At 28.7% G+C, this 19,039-nt stretch carries 16 protein-coding genes; 4 read left to right on the top strand and 12 right to left on the bottom strand.

The features are described 5' to 3' along the window. Positions 1 to 278: 278 nt before the first annotated feature. From VLM92_RS05405 to VLM92_RS05350, 12 genes are all read right to left on the bottom strand, one after another. Positions 279 to 1,703, bottom strand: coding sequence for a spore germination protein (locus VLM92_RS05405; protein ID WP_325275334.1), 1,425 nt, complete (start codon positions 1,701 to 1,703; stop codon positions 279 to 281). A gap of 224 nt (positions 1,704 to 1,927) precedes the next feature. Further along, a complete protein-coding gene (locus tag VLM92_RS05400; protein WP_325275333.1) occupies positions 1,928 to 4,252 on the bottom strand; it encodes a PAS domain S-box protein in 2,325 nt (774 codons plus the stop codon). 401 nt (positions 4,253 to 4,653) lie between these two features. Then, positions 4,654 to 5,652, bottom strand: coding sequence for an ABC transporter ATP-binding protein (locus VLM92_RS05395; protein WP_325275332.1), 999 nt, complete (start codon positions 5,650 to 5,652; stop codon positions 4,654 to 4,656). A gap of 19 nt (positions 5,653 to 5,671) precedes the next feature. Beyond that, complete coding sequence (locus tag VLM92_RS05390) at positions 5,672 to 7,237, bottom strand: ABC transporter substrate-binding protein (RefSeq protein ID WP_325275331.1); 1,566 nt, start codon at positions 7,235 to 7,237, stop codon at positions 5,672 to 5,674. A 20-nt stretch (positions 7,238 to 7,257) separates the two neighbouring features. Then, a complete protein-coding gene (locus VLM92_RS05385) occupies positions 7,258 to 8,001 on the bottom strand; it encodes a class I SAM-dependent methyltransferase (RefSeq protein WP_325275330.1) in 744 nt (247 codons plus the stop codon). A 21-nt stretch (positions 8,002 to 8,022) separates the two neighbouring features. Further along, positions 8,023 to 8,841: a nickel ABC transporter permease subunit NikC gene (nikC, locus tag VLM92_RS05380; protein ID WP_325275329.1), complete on the bottom strand. Its 819-nt coding sequence runs from the start codon at positions 8,839 to 8,841 to the stop codon at positions 8,023 to 8,025. Further along, complete coding sequence (gene nikB / locus VLM92_RS05375) at positions 8,838 to 9,782, bottom strand: nickel ABC transporter permease (protein WP_325275328.1); 945 nt, start codon at positions 9,780 to 9,782, stop codon at positions 8,838 to 8,840. Before nikB ends, nikC begins: the two co-directional genes overlap by 4 nt. Before the next feature lie 521 nt (positions 9,783 to 10,303). Beyond that, entirely contained in the window at positions 10,304 to 12,037 is a 1,734-nt protein-coding gene (locus tag VLM92_RS05370) for an NADH-dependent [FeFe] hydrogenase, group A6 (protein ID WP_325275327.1), read from the bottom strand. Between the two features lie 25 nt (positions 12,038 to 12,062). Beyond that, positions 12,063 to 13,856, bottom strand: coding sequence for an NADH-quinone oxidoreductase subunit NuoF (locus tag VLM92_RS05365; RefSeq protein ID WP_325275326.1), 1,794 nt, complete (start codon positions 13,854 to 13,856; stop codon positions 12,063 to 12,065). Between the two features lie 12 nt (positions 13,857 to 13,868). Continuing rightward, a complete protein-coding gene (locus tag VLM92_RS05360; protein WP_325275325.1) occupies positions 13,869 to 14,270 on the bottom strand; it encodes a (2Fe-2S) ferredoxin domain-containing protein in 402 nt (133 codons plus the stop codon). Between the two features lie 34 nt (positions 14,271 to 14,304). After that, positions 14,305 to 14,799, bottom strand: coding sequence for an NADH-quinone oxidoreductase subunit NuoE (gene nuoE, locus VLM92_RS05355; protein ID WP_325275324.1), 495 nt, complete (start codon positions 14,797 to 14,799; stop codon positions 14,305 to 14,307). 188 nt (positions 14,800 to 14,987) lie between these two features. Then, on the bottom strand, positions 14,988 to 16,142 hold the full coding sequence (locus tag VLM92_RS05350) for an aminotransferase class V-fold PLP-dependent enzyme (RefSeq protein WP_325275323.1): 1,155 nt from the start codon (positions 16,140 to 16,142) through the stop codon (positions 14,988 to 14,990). 219 nt (positions 16,143 to 16,361) lie between these two features. Between VLM92_RS05350 and yedE the strand changes: the two genes are divergently transcribed. The 4 genes from yedE to VLM92_RS05330 all read left to right on the top strand — a co-directional run bounded on the left by yedE (position 16,362) and on the right by VLM92_RS05330 (position 18,853). Then, a complete protein-coding gene (yedE, locus tag VLM92_RS05345; protein WP_325275322.1) occupies positions 16,362 to 17,438 on the top strand; it encodes a YedE family putative selenium transporter in 1,077 nt (358 codons plus the stop codon). A 2-nt stretch (positions 17,439 to 17,440) separates the two neighbouring features. Next, positions 17,441 to 17,647 carry a sulfurtransferase TusA family protein gene (locus tag VLM92_RS05340; protein WP_325275321.1) on the top strand — a complete coding sequence of 69 codons (207 nt, stop codon included), beginning with the start codon at positions 17,441 to 17,443 and terminating at the stop codon, positions 17,645 to 17,647. 14 nt (positions 17,648 to 17,661) lie between these two features. Then, entirely contained in the window at positions 17,662 to 17,898 is a 237-nt protein-coding gene (locus VLM92_RS05335; protein WP_325275320.1) for a DUF3343 domain-containing protein, read from the top strand. A 259-nt stretch (positions 17,899 to 18,157) separates the two neighbouring features. Further along, positions 18,158 to 18,853 carry a DUF4397 domain-containing protein gene (locus VLM92_RS05330; RefSeq protein WP_325275319.1) on the top strand — a complete coding sequence of 232 codons (696 nt, stop codon included), beginning with the start codon at positions 18,158 to 18,160 and terminating at the stop codon, positions 18,851 to 18,853. Positions 18,854 to 19,039: the final 186 nt, after the last annotated feature.

Below are 19,039 nucleotides of genomic sequence, written 5' to 3'. Positions count from 1 at the left end.
ATTAAGCTTCCTATTAACACCTTAGATTGTGATGAAACTTATAGCCCTTATAAAGAACTATATAAGAAACAAGATACTAAAATAGAAAAAATAAATATAGAATTTTCTGATATATACTTTACATAAAAAAGCCTAAAACTCTAGATTTTAGGCCTTTTTTATAGTTTTATTTCAAGCTGATATCCATGACCAATTCCAAATCTATCTACCGTCTAGAATAGATTTTTTTATAACTTCACAAACTACACATTCAGTTCAAAAATAATATAGCTTTTCATTTATTTTTTATTATTTTTTATTTGCACTATGGGTTTTCTAAATAATATATTAGATAAAGCATTTCCATCAAATGGGAATAGAGGCCATGTATATTTTTTTGCTGTTTTAAAAGTTTTAGTTGTAAATATAATAATTAGTATTATTAATGTTCCAGCAGCGAAACCATAATTTCCAAATAACCCTGTCAATATCAAAAGGAAAAGTCTGAATATCCTAATTGCATGTGCAAATTCTATACTTGGAGTAGTAAATGTTCCAATTGCCGCTAGAGCCATATATAAAATTGTTTCTGGAACAAAGAAACCAACCTTTACAGCAAACTCACTTAAAATTAAACCTCCTATAATACCTAAAGATGTAGACAATGTACTCGGTGTATGTATAGATGAAACTTTAAGTAAATCTAATCCAAATTCTAATAGTATAAACTGTACAAATATTGGAATAGTTGAGGTTTCCTTTGCTCCTAAAAACTGTAAATATACTGGTAGAATTTCTTTATTATTTACAAGTAAAAGCCACAGTGGAAGTAAAAATAGTGCTGAAAACATTCCTAAAAAGCGAATCCATCTTATATATGTTCCAACAAGCGGGGTTTGATAATAATCCTCTGCATGTTGAGTAAAATGAAATAATGTTGTTGGAAGTAACATAACACTTGGAGATGTATCCACAATAATTGCTATATGCCCCTCTAAAAGATGAGCTGCAACAACGTCTGGTCGTTCAGTAAACCTAACCTGTGGCAATGGATTATACCATTTTTTCTTAATCATTAGCTCATCTAATGTTTTTTCTGCCATTATTAAACTTGGTATGTTTATATCATCTACTTTTTTCTTTATTTCATTTAAAAGATCTTTATCTGCTAAATCATCTATATAAGCAAATACAACGTCTGTTTTAGATCTTTCTCCTACGTTTGTAATTTCAAATGTAAGTTTAGGATCTCTAACTCTCCTTCTTATCAAAGCTGTATTGAATATTATAGTTTCTACTAGTCCATCTCTGGATCCCCTTGTAACTCTTTCTAAATCTGGTTCCTGAGGACCTCTTACCGGATATTCCCTTGCATCAATTATAAGCCCAGTTTCTTCTCCATCTATAACTAATGATAATGCACCTGAAAGAACTGCTGATTCTAACTGTGTAACATCTTTAAATGTTTCTACTTCTAAATATGCTATTTTCTTTTTAAAAAGAGTTGTAATTGTATCTATATTAATTTCATTTTCTTCTAAGTTTTGCAGAGTTTCAAGTATCCATAGCATTATATCATCTTTTGCAAATCCATCTATAAATACTAAATAAGCATCTTTATTTCCTATGATTAACTCTCTACCTATAATATCAAAGCTATTCTCTATTGGGAGTTTTTCTTTTATCACTTTTATATTCTCATTTATCTTCGTTGATAAGTTCATAATTATCCACCTCCAAACTACATTTCATTAAGTATAAATTCATATTATATTTCCACTATTTATATATTTCTATTCAATATATACTTAATGATCATAGTATAAGCAAAAATGACATGTTTAATTTTATCTCAACATGTCATTTGTAAATTATTACTTTATCTATGTAATTATATTTAAACGTTTTATGATCTTACTAATAATACTTAGTAATCTCTTGGTTTGTACTATATATTAAGCCCATAAATATCAGAGAACTCTATTTGTACTCTTTCAACCCTTGAATTTGATTCTATTTGATTTTTATTTACCATTATTTCTTTACTTTCATTCATTATAATATCAGGCAATTTTACTATAAATTCTGTACCCTCACCGAAATTACTTTTTACTTCAATTGTACCTCCATGCATTTCAACAAGAGATTTAACTAAGCATAGTCCTATACCGCTTCCTTCACTAACCTTAGTTAATCTATTATGTACCTGCTTAAACCTTTCAAAAACATAAGGAAGTTTGTCTTCATGTATACCTATACCTGTATCTTTAACATAAATTTCAATAAACTCTTCACTAGGAGATATAGAAACCTCTATTTTTCCACCTAAAACATTATATTTAATAGCATTAGACAATAAATTTAGTATTATTCTTTCCATTTTATCTAAATCAAAAGAAATTATCTTTTCTTCTATTTCTGAATTAAATATAACTTCTATATCCTTTTCCTTTGCAAATCCAGCTACTGAATTACATATGTTTTTTACATACTTAACTATATCGTAGTTTGTAGAACAATACTCAGCATAACCTGCATCAATTTTTGTTGTATCAATAAGATTGTTAACAAGCCTTAAAAGTCTAAAGCTATTTTGTCTAATAATATTTGTATACCTTGCAAAGTTAGTCATATTATCACAAGTAATTCCTTTTAATTTAAGTTCTATCATTTGTAGTGAACTAAATATTAAATTTAAAGGTGTTCTAAACTCATGTGATAGATTTGCAAAAAATTCAGTTCTTAACCTTTCAAGCTGCCTTTCAGCTTCCTTTGTAGTTGTAATATCCTGTATTATACCTACTTTTCTAGCTATATTTTCATTTTCATCTCTTATCGGAAAACCTCTAAACCATATCCATCTAGTTTCTCCATCGGGTCTTATTATCCTAAAAGTTTCATCAAAATATTTATTTTCTATAGAATTTAAAAACTTATCCCAATCTTTCGAAGTAATATATCCTTTTTTATTATCTATATATTTGCCTTTATCTTCAGGATGAACAGAATCCCCAAAGGATTCAATATTTTCATATAGACTTTCACAGCTTCTACCGAATATTTTTTCATATCCTGGACTTACATAAATCATCTTTTTTCCTTCTCTTATCAAAAATACACCATCAATATTTTCTGCAAGCTGACGGAACTTTTCTTCACTTTCCTTTAGCTTTTGTTCTGCAATTGTTCTATGTGTTATATCTCTTGAAATACCTAAAATTCCAATTATATTATTATCTTCATCAAAAACTGGAGCCTTTATAGTTTCACAATCTATAATATTACCATTTGTTAATGTAATAGATTCTTCATATATCTTCATCTTACCTTCTGTAACAACTTCCTTATCCTGATATATAAAACTTTCTACAGCTTCTCTATCCTCAATTAATTCTCTATCACTTTTTCCTATAAGTTGATCTTCACTTTTTCCATAACAATCTCTAGCACTGCTATCATTTAATAGTAAATATTTTCCATTTAAATCCTTATAGAAAATATAGTCAGGAATTGAATTAATTAAAATTTTTAAAAATTTATTTTTCTGTTCTATCTGACTTTTTATTTTTTTTTCTTCATTAATATTTATAGAAAAACCTATAGTTCCAATTATATTTCCTTCTTCATCATCCACAGCTACTTTATAGGATTCAACCCATATGTTACTAAAAGAAAATTTATATATATTTTTTATATTTCCTCTTGTCATTGTTTCTTTGTCTTCTTCTTTAAATTGCCTTGCTAAATCAAGAGGCCAAACTTGAAAATCAGTTTTACCTATTATATCATCAAATTTAAGTCCTCTTTCTTTCTCATATTTTTTGTTAACATAAATATATTTACCATCTTTATCCTTAGCCCAAGCAGTAAAAGGTAAGCTATCTATTAAAACCTTCATAAATTCATCTTCTTTATGTATCTCTATTAGCTGTATTACAAAGTAATCCTCTTTATAATAAAAAACATGTACTTTAAACCACCCATTGAAAGATTTTATAAATTGCTCTGTAGCACTACTTTCTCCGTTAAGTTTTATATTTTCAAAAAAACTAAGCCAGTTAAAACTTTCATTAATAAAAGACGGTAAAATATCTAATACACTTTTTCCTAAAATATCTTTTTCTTTTAATTTAACTATATTTTCAAATTTAGAATTTATATCTAATATTGTAAAATCATTAACTTTCCCATTATTATCTTTGATTAATTGACCATAAAAATATCCAAACGGAGACTGTTTTATAATCTCCCTATAAAAATTCCCATTATTCATAAATAATCTCACCCCACATTCATTTTATTTTATATTTACAGATTATTCAATAAGATATAATTTGTATCTACATTTTAATTCAATATAAAAAGACATGGTCATCTAAAACAACTATGTTCTATAATTTAAATAAATATAATTTTAATTTACTATTCTATATATTCTGAATCTACTATTAAATAATATGATAATAAACTTTTTAATGATAAACTATGCAAAATGGCTCCTGTTAATACAGAAGCCATTTTGAAGATGTTAGATTATTTTTAAAGTTACTATTCTAATCTACTCTCCAAGTTATAATTCCTAATTTTAATTTTTCTAATTCTTTAAAAGCGCCTTCTTCCAGTCTTTTATGTACGTAATTACATATTTTTCTTTTTATATTACTTATTATATATTTATAAATTAATAATCTTATTACCTAAAGAATTTTTATTAATTAGATGACATGCTCCCATTGAGTCTTCCTTTATTTTTATTAACTTAGGTTTTTTGCATCTACATGTATCCATTACATAATCACACCTTGGATAAAATAAACACCCAAAATGTTTTTTTGATAAATCAGGAGGATTTCCCCTAATTGCTTTTAGTATTTTCTTTGCATTTTCAATTTTAGGAACAGACTCTAATAATCCTTTTGTATATGGATGGATTGGATTATTAAATACAGATGATATAAAACCATATTCAACGATTTCACCGGCATACATTACACCTATTCTATCAGCTAATTGACTTATAATTCCTAAATTGTGAGAAACAAATATTATGCTTATTCCAAAATCTTTTCTTAACTTATCTATTTCCTCTAGTATCTGAGCTTGCACTGTAACATCTAAAGCTGTTGTTGGTTCATCAGCAATTAATATTTTTGGTCTTAAAGCAATGGCCATAGCAATCATTACTCTCTGTCTCATTCCTCCACTAAGTTGAAAAGAATATTGATTCATTATTCTTTCAGGATCTGATAAATTTACCTTTTGTAGCATTTCACAAGCTATTTCATGTGCTTCCTTTTTAGATATATCTACATGAGTACGAATACTTTCTATAAACTGTTTTTTTATCTTTCTTATCGGATTTAAATTTGACATAGAATTTTGAGATATTATTCCAATATCTTTTCCACGAATTTTTCTTAACTCTTCTTTAGAAAGTAAAAGTAAATTTTTCCCTTCAAATAGAATTTCTCCACCTGTAATTTTTGCATTCTTTGGTAGTAATCCTAATATGGATAAAGCAGTGGTTGTTTTTCCACAACCACTTTCTCCAACTAATCCCAAAATTTCACCCTTTTCAAGTTCTAAATTAACATCATTAACCACTTTAAAAGACTCTCCAGAAGTTGAGAATTCTACGGATAGATTTTTTATTTTTAATACTTTATCTTCCATTTTATCTAGTCCTTCATATTTACTTCATTCTATCTACTTCTTGAGTTAGCATATAATACTCTATAGGAGATAACTTTAATCCTTTTACTTCTTTGTTTATAGCCATACTTGTTTTTGGATAAACTAAGAATATAAAGTCTGAATCATCTACTATAATCTGTTGCGCTTGTTGAGTGATATTATTTCTTTCATTTATGTCAAAAGTAGTTCTTAATTTTTCAATTAATTCATCTAATTTTTTGTTGCTATATTTTCCAAAATTGCTATCTGCACCTGTTTTAAATACAGAATCTAAGAAATATTGAGAATCTCCAGTAGGAGATGTATTCATACTATATACTGCTGCTTCAAAATTTCCTTTTTCTAACTCTTCGGTCATATTTTCTACATTTGTTATAGTCATTGAAATTCCTATTTTATTTAGTTGTCCTTGTATAGCTTCTAAAATAACTGGTAATTCTGGACGACTATTATAACATAAGCAGTTAAATTCTAATTTTTTACCATTCTTTTCTCTTATATTATTATCATTCATTATCCATCCTGATTCATTTAAAAGCTTATTAGCAGTATCTACATCATACTTATATGCATTTATTTTTTCACTTCCAAAAGGTAATATTGAAGGAAATGGTCCTATAGCTGAAATTCCTGAACCTTGCATTAGTTTTTGCACAATTTCATCTCTATCAAATCCCATATTTATAGCTCTTTTAACATTCTCATCCTTAAAAATTTCAGTATCTTCATTTAAGATAATCATATGTGTACGAAGTGTTGATTCGCTTAGTATTTCATATTTTTCATCTTTAGATAAAAACTCTATATTTTCAGAAGGAACATTATCTGCAATTTGGATTTCACCTGATTGTAAAGCCATCACTCTTGTATTACTATCTGGTATGTACTTAAAAGTAACCTTATCTAAATTAGACTTTTCTCCCCAATAATTTTCATTTTTAACAACAATAACTTGATTATCTTTAGCATACTCTTTTAGAGTAAATGGTCCTGTTAAAATGGGATTTTTGATAAAATCTTCATTATTTTCATCAGCAGCCTTAGCATCATGAATCGTAGTAAGAGGCATTGCTAATGAAGATATAAATGTTGGATTTGGTTTATTATTTTTTATAATAAGCTCATTTGCTTTTACATCTATTGAAGTAATATCTAAAAGACTTGCCATCATTTCATTCATTCTAATAGTTCTCTCTAAAGATATTTTTATATCTTCTCCTTTTACTTCTCTTCCATCATTAAATTTAACTCCATCTTTTATAATAATGCTCCAAGTTGTATCATCAATTTTATTCCATTCCTTAGCTATCCACGGTTCTATTTCCATTTTGTCATTTGTTTTAACAAGAGTTTCTCCTAACCCATATTTTACAGAATACCATCCATTCCAATCTACTGCTGGATCGATTCCTTTTGGTTGAAAACTACTACCACAAACTATTTCTTTAGTTTCTGAAGAATTTGTACTTTGACCTTGTTTACTTACTCCACATCCACACATTATCATCGAAATTACAGAAATAATGCATATTAATAGACTAATTTTTTTAGAAATATTTTTCATATCATAATCTCCTTTGTTTTTTATTTAAAAGCACCTATACAAAACATTGGACTATATTTATAGGCTATCTTTTCTTTTTCTGTATATATTTTGTTATTTATATCTGTATCAATTTCCACTTTTTTAAATCCACAATTAAGAAGTACTTTTTTGTCCCATATAGGACGTATCTCATAAGTTAAAGGAAGCTTTCTGGCTATATTTTCACACTCTTTTTTTTGTTCTTTTTTTACCTTTGGTTTATATCCCATATCTTCAAGTAATCTTTGAGTTTTATCATACTCTTCTTGAATAGTAGGATTTGACAATCTTAAATACCAATTAGCATCAAATATTAGTAATCTTCCTTCTTTTTTTATCAAACTATTCCATTTTTCATATGTACTTTCTGGATTTTTTAGAGTCCAAGTAAGATTTCTACACACAATTAAATCAAATTTTTCTCTAGGTAAATCTAAATTTTCAATATCACCTTCAATAAAGTTTATATTTACATCTGATATTTTTGCGTTTTCTTTTGCCTCCTGTATCATTTCATGTGAACAGTCAACAGCAGTTACATTATATCCTAGTTCACTCATTATAATGGCAAAAAAACCTGGTCCAGTTCCTAAATCTAAAGCTTCTATATTCTTCTTTTCGCCTACTCCCTTTTTAATTAACTCTTTCCATGCTTCTTTTTTAAAACTACAAAGTTCATCTCTTATTGACTCACTATATGTGTTAGCCCTATTGTCCCAATATTTTTTTATTATTTTTTCCATAATAACGTTTCCCCCTAATAATTATTTTGGATCAAGTAAATCTCTTAATCCATCTCCAAAAAGATTAAATGACATCACAACAACTAAAATACTTGCCCCTGGAAAAATCATAAGCCATGGAGCTATTTGCATATATGGTCTAGCATCATTAAGCATTGCACCCCACTCAGGAGTAGGTGGTTGAGCACCTAATCCAAGAAAAGATAATCCAGAAATTCTTAAAATTATTGAACCCATATCCAAAGTTGCTAAAATAATGATTTGAGAAATTATATTTGGAAGAATATGTTTTGTAATAATTTTAAAATCAGAATTTCCCATCACCCTAGCTGCTAAAACAAACTCTTGTTCTTTAATTGAAAGTACCATCCCCCTTATTATTCTTGCATAACCTACCCATTGTACAGAAGCTATAGCAATCATTAAATTAACAAGGCTTGGACCTAAAATTCCGGCAATAGCAATATCTAAAATAAGTCCTGGAAATGCCAATATTATGTCAATAGCTCTCATAATAACCTCATCAATAATCCCTCCAAAATATCCTGCTATTAATCCAATACTTATACCTATAGTTAAAATTATAAATAGTAAAATAAAAGAAGTCCCTAGTGAAATTCTTATTCCATAGATAAGTCTAGATAAAATACATCTTCCTAAATGATCTGTTCCCAATGGATATATGTTACCTGGCTGTTCTAACCTTTTGCTTAAATCTACTTCTATTGGGTTATTCGGAGCTATATAATTAGCAAATATACCCATGATAACTATAAGTAAAATAATTATTAGACCTATAAATGCTAGTTTATCATCTTTTATTTTTTTGTTTATTTTCATTCGTTACTCCCTTTTTGAATTGAAATCCTAGGATCTAAAAATTTGTATAAAATGTCTACAATTAAATTTACAAATACAAATATAATAGACATCCAAAGTACATATCCCTGAATAACAGGATAATCTCTAGTAAAAATAGCCTCTACTAAAAGTTGCCCAACACCAGGCCATGCAAAAATATTTTCGACTATAACAGTTCCTCCCAATAAATATCCAAAACTTATTCCTAATGAAGTAACAACTGGTAACAAAGCCTTTTTTAATGCATTATAATAAATCACTATAAATTCTCTTATTCCTCTAGCTCTAGCAGACAATATGAAGTCTTCTCCTAAAACTTCTAACATACTCCCTCTCAACAGTCTTGCATATGTAGAAGCCATGCCTAGAGCAAGTGTTAATGCAGGTAATAATAAATGCTTTAAGGTTCCTCTACCCATTACAGGAAATATAGATAATTTTACAGATAAAAAATAAATTAATATTAACCCTAACCAATATGAAGGCATTGATGAACCTATAAATGCAAAGCATCTGCTTAAATTATCTATCCATGTATTCTTATAGATAGCAGAAAAAATTCCTAAAGGAAATGAAATAATAATCGTTAAAATGTAAGAAAAAATAGCTAATTCAAAAGTAGCAGGAAGTCTAGAAGTAATCTCTTGCAAAACTGGTTGTTTCGTATAAAATGAATTACCTAAATCTCCATTCAATACATTCAAAAACCATCTAACATATTGTTTTATGATTGGATCATTTATTTTTAATTGTTCTCTTAAATGTTGAATAGCTTCTTTTGTAGGTTCAATTCCATTCTCTCTTAAAATAATCTCAGCAGGATCCCCTGGGGCTATCTGACTGAGTCCAAATGTAATAATAGAAACTCCTATTATTACTGGAATTAAATAAATCATCCGTCTAAATATGTATTTTCCCAATATCCCCCTCCTCATTGTAAATTTAATTTAAAATATAAAAAGCCCATCATCTCCTTGTTCATCAAGGAGATAATGGGCTTTCATAGCCAATACATTATAATTAATTTTTCAATCTCCTTGTTCATCAAGGAGATAATTAACTTTCATAGCCAATATATTATAATTAATTTTTCACATACCATAAAAAACTTATATTTTAGTTATATCATGTGGAAAAATTTACATATTTCATTTAGATTGTACATCTTTTATATTTTTTTGTCAATATTCTTATATCATATCTAGTTTTTATTTTCCGCCTTTTATTTATCTATTCATTACATCTGTTTAAAGCACAGTTATCAAACTTAAAGTTTAATACATAGTCCGTTAAACCTGCTGAGTATTCGGATAGCGTTAGACTTTGTTTTCGATGAAAACTCGTCTATTCTTAACAAGCCTACAATGAACTTTCACCGTCAAGTTGTTGCCCATGCCAGAAACACCATACTAAAAAGGAAGTGTTTCCACTTCCTTTTTAGTTAAAATTTTTCTCTTTTTATATAGTGAGTATGAAGCAGCTTATGACTTAATGACCCATTTGGCTGTCCTAAAAACTCATCATATATCTTTATTATACATGGGTTTTTGTGTGATTTTCTAATAGGCAAGGATTTATCCTCATCATATATAGCTTTTGCTCTTTCTTTTTTTATATCTATTTTCTCTCTTATCTTTGAATCAACTATTGGCTGACCTCCTCCAGTTACACATCCTCCTGGACATGACATAACTTCAATAAAGTCATAGTGTTTCTCGCCTTTTTTTATTAATTCTAATACTTTTCTAGCATTACCTAAACCGTGTACAACAGCAGTTTTAATAATTCTACCATCAGGTAATTCTACTGAAGCTTCTTTTATTCCATCTAATCCTCTAACAACTGTATACTCTATTTGATCAATTTCCTTTTGACCTACTATTTCAAATATAGTTCTTAAAGCAGCTTCTGCAACTCCTCCAGTAGCTCCAAATATAACACCTGCACCAGTAGACTCTCCTAATGGGTCATCAAATTTTTCATCATTTAAATTTACAAAGTCAATAGCTACTTCTTTTATCATTTGTGCTAACTCTCTTGTAGTTAATACATAATCTACATCATTCATTCCATCATTAGATAATTCTTCTCTTTCCCCTTCAAATTTTTTACCAATACAAGGCATAATAGAAACTACAACTATATCTTTAGGATCTATTTTCATCTTATCTGCAAAATAACTTTTAATTAATGCTCCTTGCATTTCACTAGGTGACTTGCAAGTAGATAAATTATCAATCATATCTGGATAATTATGTTCTACAAATTTTACCCATCCAGGACAACATGATGTCATAAGAGGAAGTACTCCACCCTTACTTAATCTATTTAACAATTCTGTTCCTTCCTCCATTATTGTAAGGTCAGCCGCAAAATCTGTATCAAATACTTTATTAAAACCTAATTTTCTTAATGCCGTAACCATTTTACCCGTAACTCTACTACCAATAGGCATACCAAATTCTTCGCCTAACGCTATCCTTACTGCTGGTGCAGTTTGAACAACTACATACTTATTAGGATTTTCAATAGCTTTCCAAACATCTTTTATGCTTTCTTTTTCATGTAACGCTCCTACAGGACAAGCCATTATACATTGACCACAGTTAACACATACAGAATCTTCTATAGGTCTTTCATACGCTGTCCCTATATTTGTATCAAATCCTCTTTGTGAAAAATTAATAGCATTTACACTTTGAATATTTTTACAAGTTGCTATACATCTACCACAAAGAATACATTTTTCTGGGTCTCTTACTAGCGAATAAGAAGAATCCGTTTTTACATTGCTCTTTTCTCCGTTGTATCTAATATCTCTAATGTTTAATTCCTTTGCTATTCTTTGTAAATCACAGTTTTCACTTCTAATACAAGTAGTACATTCTCTCTTATGGTTTGATAACAATAATTCCACTACCATTTTTCTTACTTCTCTTACAGATTCAGTATTTGTTTTTACAACCATATCATTTTCAGCAACAAGTGTACATGATGCTATTAATTTTTGACCTACTTCTACTACACAAACTCTACAGCTAGCAACTTCATTAATTTCTTTTAAATAGCATAAGGTAGGTATCTTAATTCCTACTAGTTTTGCTGCTTCAAGTACCGTTGTTCCTTTAGGAACTTCTACATTTATTCCATCTATATTCAATCTCACCATTTCCATAATACTCACCTCTCATTCCCATAAATTAAATTTTAACAATAGCTTTAAATCTGCATACATGCATACACATTCCACATTTTACACATAAATCGCTATCTATTACATGAGTTTCTTGTAGCTTTCCACTAATAGCACCAATATTACAATTTCGCGTACATAGTCCGCATCCTTTACATTTATCTTCTAAAATAACGTATTTTACAAGAGGTCTACAAACCTTCGCTGGACATTTTTTGTTTTCAATATGAGCAATATATTCTTCTTTAAAGTAATTTAAAGTTGAAAGTATAGGATTTGGAGCAGTTTGACCAAGACCGCATAAAGATCCCTTTTTAATTCCTGATGCTAACTCTTCAAGCTTACCTATATCTTCACTTTCTGCTTTTCCCTTTGTAATATCTTCTAAAATTTCAAGCAATCTTTTAGTTCCTATTCTACAAGGAGTACATTTCCCACAAGACTCATCCTTAGTAAAATCCAAGAAAAATCTTGCTACATCTACCATACAGTTATCTTCATCCATAACTATCATTCCACCAGAACCCATCATTGAGCCAAGGGCAGTTAATGTATCATATTCAATAGGTGTGTCAATATGTTTTTCTGGAATACATCCTCCTGAAGGTCCTCCTGTTTGAACTGCTTTAAATTCCTTTCCATTTGGTATGCCTCCGCCTATATCAAATATAGCTTCTTTTAATGTAGTTCCCATAGGAATTTCTATAAGTCCTGTATTAGTAATTTTACCTCCTAGAGCAAAAACCTTTGTTCCTGAACTTTTTGGTGTTCCTATGCTTTTAAACCAATCTGACCCTTTTAAAATAATAGGTACTATATTAGCAAAAGTCTCTACATTATTTATAACAGTAGGTTTACCCCAAAGTCCACTTACTGCTGGAAATGGTGGTTTTGGCATTGGCATTCCTCTTTTACCTTCAATAGACTGCATAAGGGCAGTTTCTTCTCCACATACAAAAGCACCTGCTCCAAGTCTTATTTCTATATCAAATTTAAATCCTGTTCCCAAAATATCTTCTCCAAGTAAACCGTACTCTATAGCTTGGTTTATAGCCATTTCAAGTCTTTCAACAGCTAAAGGGTATTCTGCTCTAACATATATAAATCCCTTATTTGATCCAATGGCGTACCCACCTATAGTCATTGCTTCTATTAATGAATGAGGATCTCCTTCAAGAACAGATCTATCCATAAATGCACCTGGATCTCCTTCATCTGCATTACAAATTATATATTTTTCATCATTATTCTGTGATGCTGCAAAGGACCACTTAACACCTGTTGGGAAACCTCCTCCCCCTCTACCTCTTAACCCTGATTCTTTAATAACATTTATAACATCCGATGGCTTCATTGAAGTTAATACCTTTTCAAGTGCCATGTATCCATCAAAAGCTATATATTCATCTATATTTTCTGGATCAATAATTCCACAATTTCTTAAAGCTATTCTCATTTGCTTTTTGAAAAAGTCTAACTCATTTAAATTTCTTATTTTACCTTCTCCCTCACCTGTTTTGTAAGCAAGTCTTTCAAGTATTTCATTATGGATAAAATGAGATTCTACTAATTCTTTAATATCATTAGCACCTACATTACGGTATAAAACACCCTCTGGATAAATTACAACTATAGGCCCTAACTCACAAAGTCCCAAACATCCTGTTTTTAGTACTTCAATTTCATGATTTAATTTATGTCTTCTTATTTCTGATTTAAGATTTCTATAAATATCTGCTGATTGTGGAGAAGTACATCCTGTTCCTCCACAGACAAGTACTTGAGAACGGTAAACTTCCATATTTATCCCCCTTTAATCATTTTCTAATGTATAATCATTGAGAATTTTACCTTTAATTACATGCATTATATATTCGTCTCTGATGACCCCTGTAAGTACATGACTAGCTACTACTCTACGTCCTTTATACGGTGACATGTTAACGTATGTAACCTTTTCTTCCCCTGGTCTTATAACTTCAACAATTGGCTCTAATTTGCATACACCTATACATCCTGTCTTAGCAACTATTACATTAGTCAATCCTAGCTTGTTAATTTCATCTAATATAGCTTCATAAACTTCTTGCGCTCCTGCCGCTATTCCACAAGTAGACATACCTACTACGATTCTAGTATTTTTTCTGTTCATACCCTGATTTACTCTATCAAAAGTATTTTTTCTTATTTCTTCAAGGTTTTGTATAGTTTTCATTACTTTCCCCCCAATTAAGTGCCATAATATCTAATTATTTGTATTCTTCAACTATTCTAATTACATCATCTGGAATTAATCTTCCATATACCTTATCATCTACCATAAGAATTGGAGCTAGCCCACATCCTCCTAGGCATCTAGCGGCTTCTATAGTAAATTTTCCATCTTTAGTTGTCTTTCCAACTTCTACATCTAATACACTGCATAATCTATCTAAAATATCCTGCGCTCCTTTTACATAACACGCTGTACCTAAACAAACCTTAATTATATGTTCACCTTTTGGTTCTAAAGTAAATTGTGAATAAAATGTTGCAACTCCATAAATTTCAGACATAGAAATATCTAATTCTTCTGAAGCTATTTTTAAAGCTTCCTCTGGTAAATATCCAAATATAATTTGTATTTCATGAAGTATAGGAATTAATCCACCTTTTATATCTTTATTTTTTTTGATAATTTCCTTTACTTTTTCAATTCTTATGTCTTCTCCTCCACAATTACAACAAACTTTCTCATGGCCCAACAAAATCCCCTCCTTAATGTTTAATTTTTTTAGACAAACATTAATTTTACTAAATATAGTTAAATATAAATTTATATTTATGAAATAATATGCAAAATTTTTAACTAACATTCTAACTTGTTAAAGTATTGTTTAATAAAAAAAAGATTACTTAAAGTAATCTTTTGATGGTTTATAAATCCTTTTAATTATATATCTTTCAAACATTTATTAATACTTTCAATAGTATAATTAACCTCATCTATTATATTAAAATGACTAAAACTAAATCTTATTGTACCATTTGGAAAAGTTTTTAACGTCTTATGTGCTGAAGGTGCACAATGAAGTCCACATCTTGTCATAATTCCAAAATCTTTATATAATTTATAGGATATATCTGCATTATCGTGCTGTTTAAGATCTATAGATGCTAAAGCTGTTCTTCCTTGTATATTATCTTTACCTATCAGTCTTACATTTTCTATGTTCTTGATTTCTTTTAAAAACATGTCCAAAAGATATAATTCTTTTTCTCTTATATAATCTATTCCTTCTTTAAACAGATATTTTAAAGATGCATTCAAACCATAAATACCAGGAATATTTAAAGTTCCTGCTTCAAATTTATCTGGCATATAAACTGGATGAACTTCATGTTCTGATAAACTTCCTGTTCCACCATCTATAAAAGTAGATATTTCATTAACCAATCTATCATTTATAACAAATCCACCTATTCCCTGAGGACCCAAAAGTGATTTATGTCCCGTAAAAGCTATCGCATCTGCATTAAGCTTATTATAGTCTATATTTAAAAAACCAGCTGTTTGAGCAGTATCTATAATAAAAAATATATCATTTTCTTTGCAAATTTTTCCTACTTCTTCAAGATTTAATATTGTTCCACATACATTTGATGCATGTGTCATTACAACAGCTTTTGTATTTGATTTTATGTATTTTTTAAAATCTTGAGGGTCTAACTCTCCATATTCATTACAATGCACCCTAGAAAATTCTACTCCTTTTTTTACTAAAGAATTAATAGGTCTCATAACTGCATTATGTTCCATAGATGACACAACAACATGGTCTCCTTGTTTAAGTAAGCCCTTTATTAATACATTCAAACTTTCTGTAATATTTTTTGTAAAAACTACATTTTCTTCTTTATTAAAATTAAATAATTCACAAATTAATTCTCTAGTTTCAAATACTATATTTTCAGCTTCAAAAGAAGAATTGTAGACTCCTCGATTAACATTACACCCTACATTATTTAAATAATTTACCATACTTTCAATAACACCTGGTGCTTTTGGAAAAGAAGTTGCTCCATTATCTAAATATACTTCGGCCATTCATATCCCCCCTACCATTAAATACCAATATTATCATTAAATTTTATTTTATACTAATTTTCATTTATATAGTAATACAAAAAACCTATAATGGCATATGCTATTATAGGTTTTTTGTATTTAACTTTTTTTGTATATTTTGGTAAATTAAATATGTATTATTGTTATATATATAACATACGTATAACAATTTATTATTATAGGAGGTGTATTATTTTAATGGAAACTAAAAAAGGAATTATATTTACAGGTGCCATTGTCGGTATTATTTCAGTGTTGTTAGTTAAACTTGGAAACCCTATAAATATGGGATTCTGTGTAGCATGTTTTATACGAGACATATCAGGTGGATTAGGATTTCACAGAGCAGAAGTTGTTCAATATTTAAGACCCGAAGTAATGGGATTGGTTTTAGGTGCATTTATAATGGCTATTTCAAGAAAAGAATTTAATGTAAAAGGGGGATCTTCTCCATTTATTAGATTTACTCTTGGTATTGTTTTAATGATTGGAGCTTTAATGTTTTTAGGTTGTCCGCTTAGAATGGTTTTAAGACTTGGTGGTGGAGATTTAAATGCTATTGTTGGGATTGCAGGCTTTGCTTTCGGTATAGTTTTAGGTATATTCTTCTTAAACAAAGGTTTTACACTTAAAAGAAATTATAAAATGCCTAAATCTGAAGGATATATTTTCCCATTAATAAACATAGCTTTAATATTCTTACTAGTATCAGCACCCACTTTTATTTTCTTTAGTGCAAAAGGCCCAGGTTCTATGCATGCTCCAATTATTATATCATTAGTTTCTGGACTAGTAGTTGGTATCCTTGCCCAAAGAACAAGACTTTGTATGGTTGGTGGAATAAGAGATTTAATATTATTTAAAGATACATATTTAATATCTGGTTTTATCTCTATATTATTATTTACATTAATAGGTAATATAGCTTTAGGTTACTTTAACATTGGATTTGAAGCTCAACCTATTGCTCACTCTGATGGTTTATGGAACTTTTTAGGAATGACTTTAGTTGGATGGGCTAGTGTCTTACTTGGTGGATGTCCTTTAAGACAACTAATATTATCTGGTGAGGGTAATACGGATTCAGTAATTACAGTTATAGGAATGCTTGTGGGAGCTGCAATTTGTCATAACTTTGGTTTAGCTTCAAGTCCTGAAGGTCCTTCTTCTAATGGACAAATAGCTGTTATAGTTTGCCTTGTAGTTGTTGGCTTAATATCTTATTTAAACTCTGAAATGGTTACTTCTAAAACTAAAACGAAAGGAGTTGCTTAAAATTGAGTAAAATTGATGTAAGAGGAATGTCTTGTCCTCAGCCTGTTCTTATGACAAAAAATGCAATACAATCTAATCCTGAGAGTGTTCAAATAATTGCTGATGATAATACTGCTGTAAATAATATATCAAGATTTTTAGAATATGAAGGATATAAATATGAAATAAAAGAAATGGATGAAGATTATATAATATCTGCTAAAAAATAAAGCGAGGAAATATAATGAAAGAATACATAGCAATATTTTTTACACACTCAGGAGCTATTAAGTTCAACAGATTTTGCAAAAAAAATTATATAATCTGCGAACTTATGCCTGTACCTAGAAAATTAAGTTCTAATTGCGGTATATGCGCTAAACTTTCTTATAATGATAATTTAGAAAATATAATTTCTGAGGAAATTGAAAAAATATATCAAGTAAGTGATAAAAATTATATTTTATCTTATGAAGAATAAAAAGTATAATCTTTAAATACCTAATATTACTGGAAATAATAAATTCCAGTAATATTTTTTTATTTCAACTACATCTTCCATCGTCTTACACTTTTTAGTTTCTTCTTAATAGTTAATGCCTAGAACAGTTAAATTTTTCATTTTTAAAGCCTACATGTTTTATATAAATATTAAACCCTTCTATTTATAACAATTTTTATTTATATTCATATAATTATATTAGTTTCCCACTAATATTAAATAATAAGGATGTGTTTTTATGTTTTATAATCACCGTCAATCTATAGATACTCCATTACCTCCTTGTTTAAATTCTCAATATTCATTTATTAGAATATTTAATGCTTTAATTGAATCAGAAGCTTTAGATGTATATATAAATAATGAATTTTTATTAGCTAAAGGTTTAAAAGCATTACAAATTAGCTCTTATGTACCTGCACGTGGAGAAAAATATAGTATTCAAGTTTATTTGGCTAATACTAAAGATAATCCTATTCTTGAAGTTAATGATGTACAGATGATAGGAGGTCAATTAATGACCCTTGCAATTACAGGAGATTCAAATAATTTAAAACTAGTACCTATAATAGATAATGTTGAAAAAAAAACAACACCTAATAAATCAGTTGTTAGATTTTATAATTTAACTCCAAATCCACTAATATTTCTTATGGCATTAGATGGATATAAATTAGGCAGACAAGTAGAAAGTAACAACGGAAGTGAATATATAGATATTCTTATAGGAAATTATATATTAGAAGTTTTTGCATCAGATGAAATTGGTCAAATATTAAGTAAAAACGTTAAGATGAATGCAGATAAAATATATACATTATATTGTGTTGGAACTTCAAGTCCAGAATTAAAAAAATTTAGTTTAGGATATAATTTTGAGATCGTTCAGGCAATAGATGGAAATACTATTATTGAAAAATGTACTTTTGAATAACATTTTTTATTTGATTACTAATAACAACTTAAGGTTATATTCATATAATTATATTAGCTTTGTACTAATATTAAATAATAAGGATGTGTTTTCATGTTTTATAATCACCGTCAATTTACAGATTCACCATTACCTACTTGTTTAAATTCTCAGTATTCATTTATTAGAATATTTAATGCTTTAATT

This window comes from Romboutsia sp. (genome assembly GCF_035470145.1).
Taxonomy (GTDB): Bacteria; Bacillota; Clostridia; order Peptostreptococcales; family Peptostreptococcaceae; genus Romboutsia_D.
Note: the sequence above shows the minus strand (reverse complement) of the source record. Positions and strands in the feature narration are given on the sequence as shown.

Coding starts and splice junctions, on each gene's coding strand:
- VLM92_RS05405 (WP_325275334.1), bottom strand. CDS start 1,703: ATGAACTTATCAACGAAGATAAATGAGAATATAAAAGTGATAAAAGAA.
- VLM92_RS05400 (WP_325275333.1), bottom strand. CDS start 4,252: ATGAATAATGGGAATTTTTATAGGGAGATTATAAAACAGTCTCCGTTT.
- VLM92_RS05395 (WP_325275332.1), bottom strand. CDS start 5,652: ATGGAAGATAAAGTATTAAAAATAAAAAATCTATCCGTAGAATTCTCA.
- VLM92_RS05390 (WP_325275331.1), bottom strand. CDS start 7,237: ATGAAAAATATTTCTAAAAAAATTAGTCTATTAATATGCATTATTTCT.
- VLM92_RS05385 (WP_325275330.1), bottom strand. CDS start 8,001: ATGGAAAAAATAATAAAAAAATATTGGGACAATAGGGCTAACACATAT.
- nikC (WP_325275329.1), bottom strand. CDS start 8,841: ATGAAAATAAACAAAAAAATAAAAGATGATAAACTAGCATTTATAGGT.
- VLM92_RS05370 (WP_325275327.1), bottom strand. CDS start 12,037: ATGGAAATGGTGAGATTGAATATAGATGGAATAAATGTAGAAGTTCCT.
- VLM92_RS05365 (WP_325275326.1), bottom strand. CDS start 13,856: ATGGAAGTTTACCGTTCTCAAGTACTTGTCTGTGGAGGAACAGGATGT.
- VLM92_RS05360 (WP_325275325.1), bottom strand. CDS start 14,270: ATGAAAACTATACAAAACCTTGAAGAAATAAGAAAAAATACTTTTGAT.
- VLM92_RS05350 (WP_325275323.1), bottom strand. CDS start 16,142: ATGGCCGAAGTATATTTAGATAATGGAGCAACTTCTTTTCCAAAAGCA.
- yedE (WP_325275322.1), top strand. CDS start 16,362: ATGGAAACTAAAAAAGGAATTATATTTACAGGTGCCATTGTCGGTATT.
- VLM92_RS05335 (WP_325275320.1), top strand. CDS start 17,662: ATGAAAGAATACATAGCAATATTTTTTACACACTCAGGAGCTATTAAG.
- VLM92_RS05330 (WP_325275319.1), top strand. CDS start 18,158: ATGTTTTATAATCACCGTCAATCTATAGATACTCCATTACCTCCTTGT.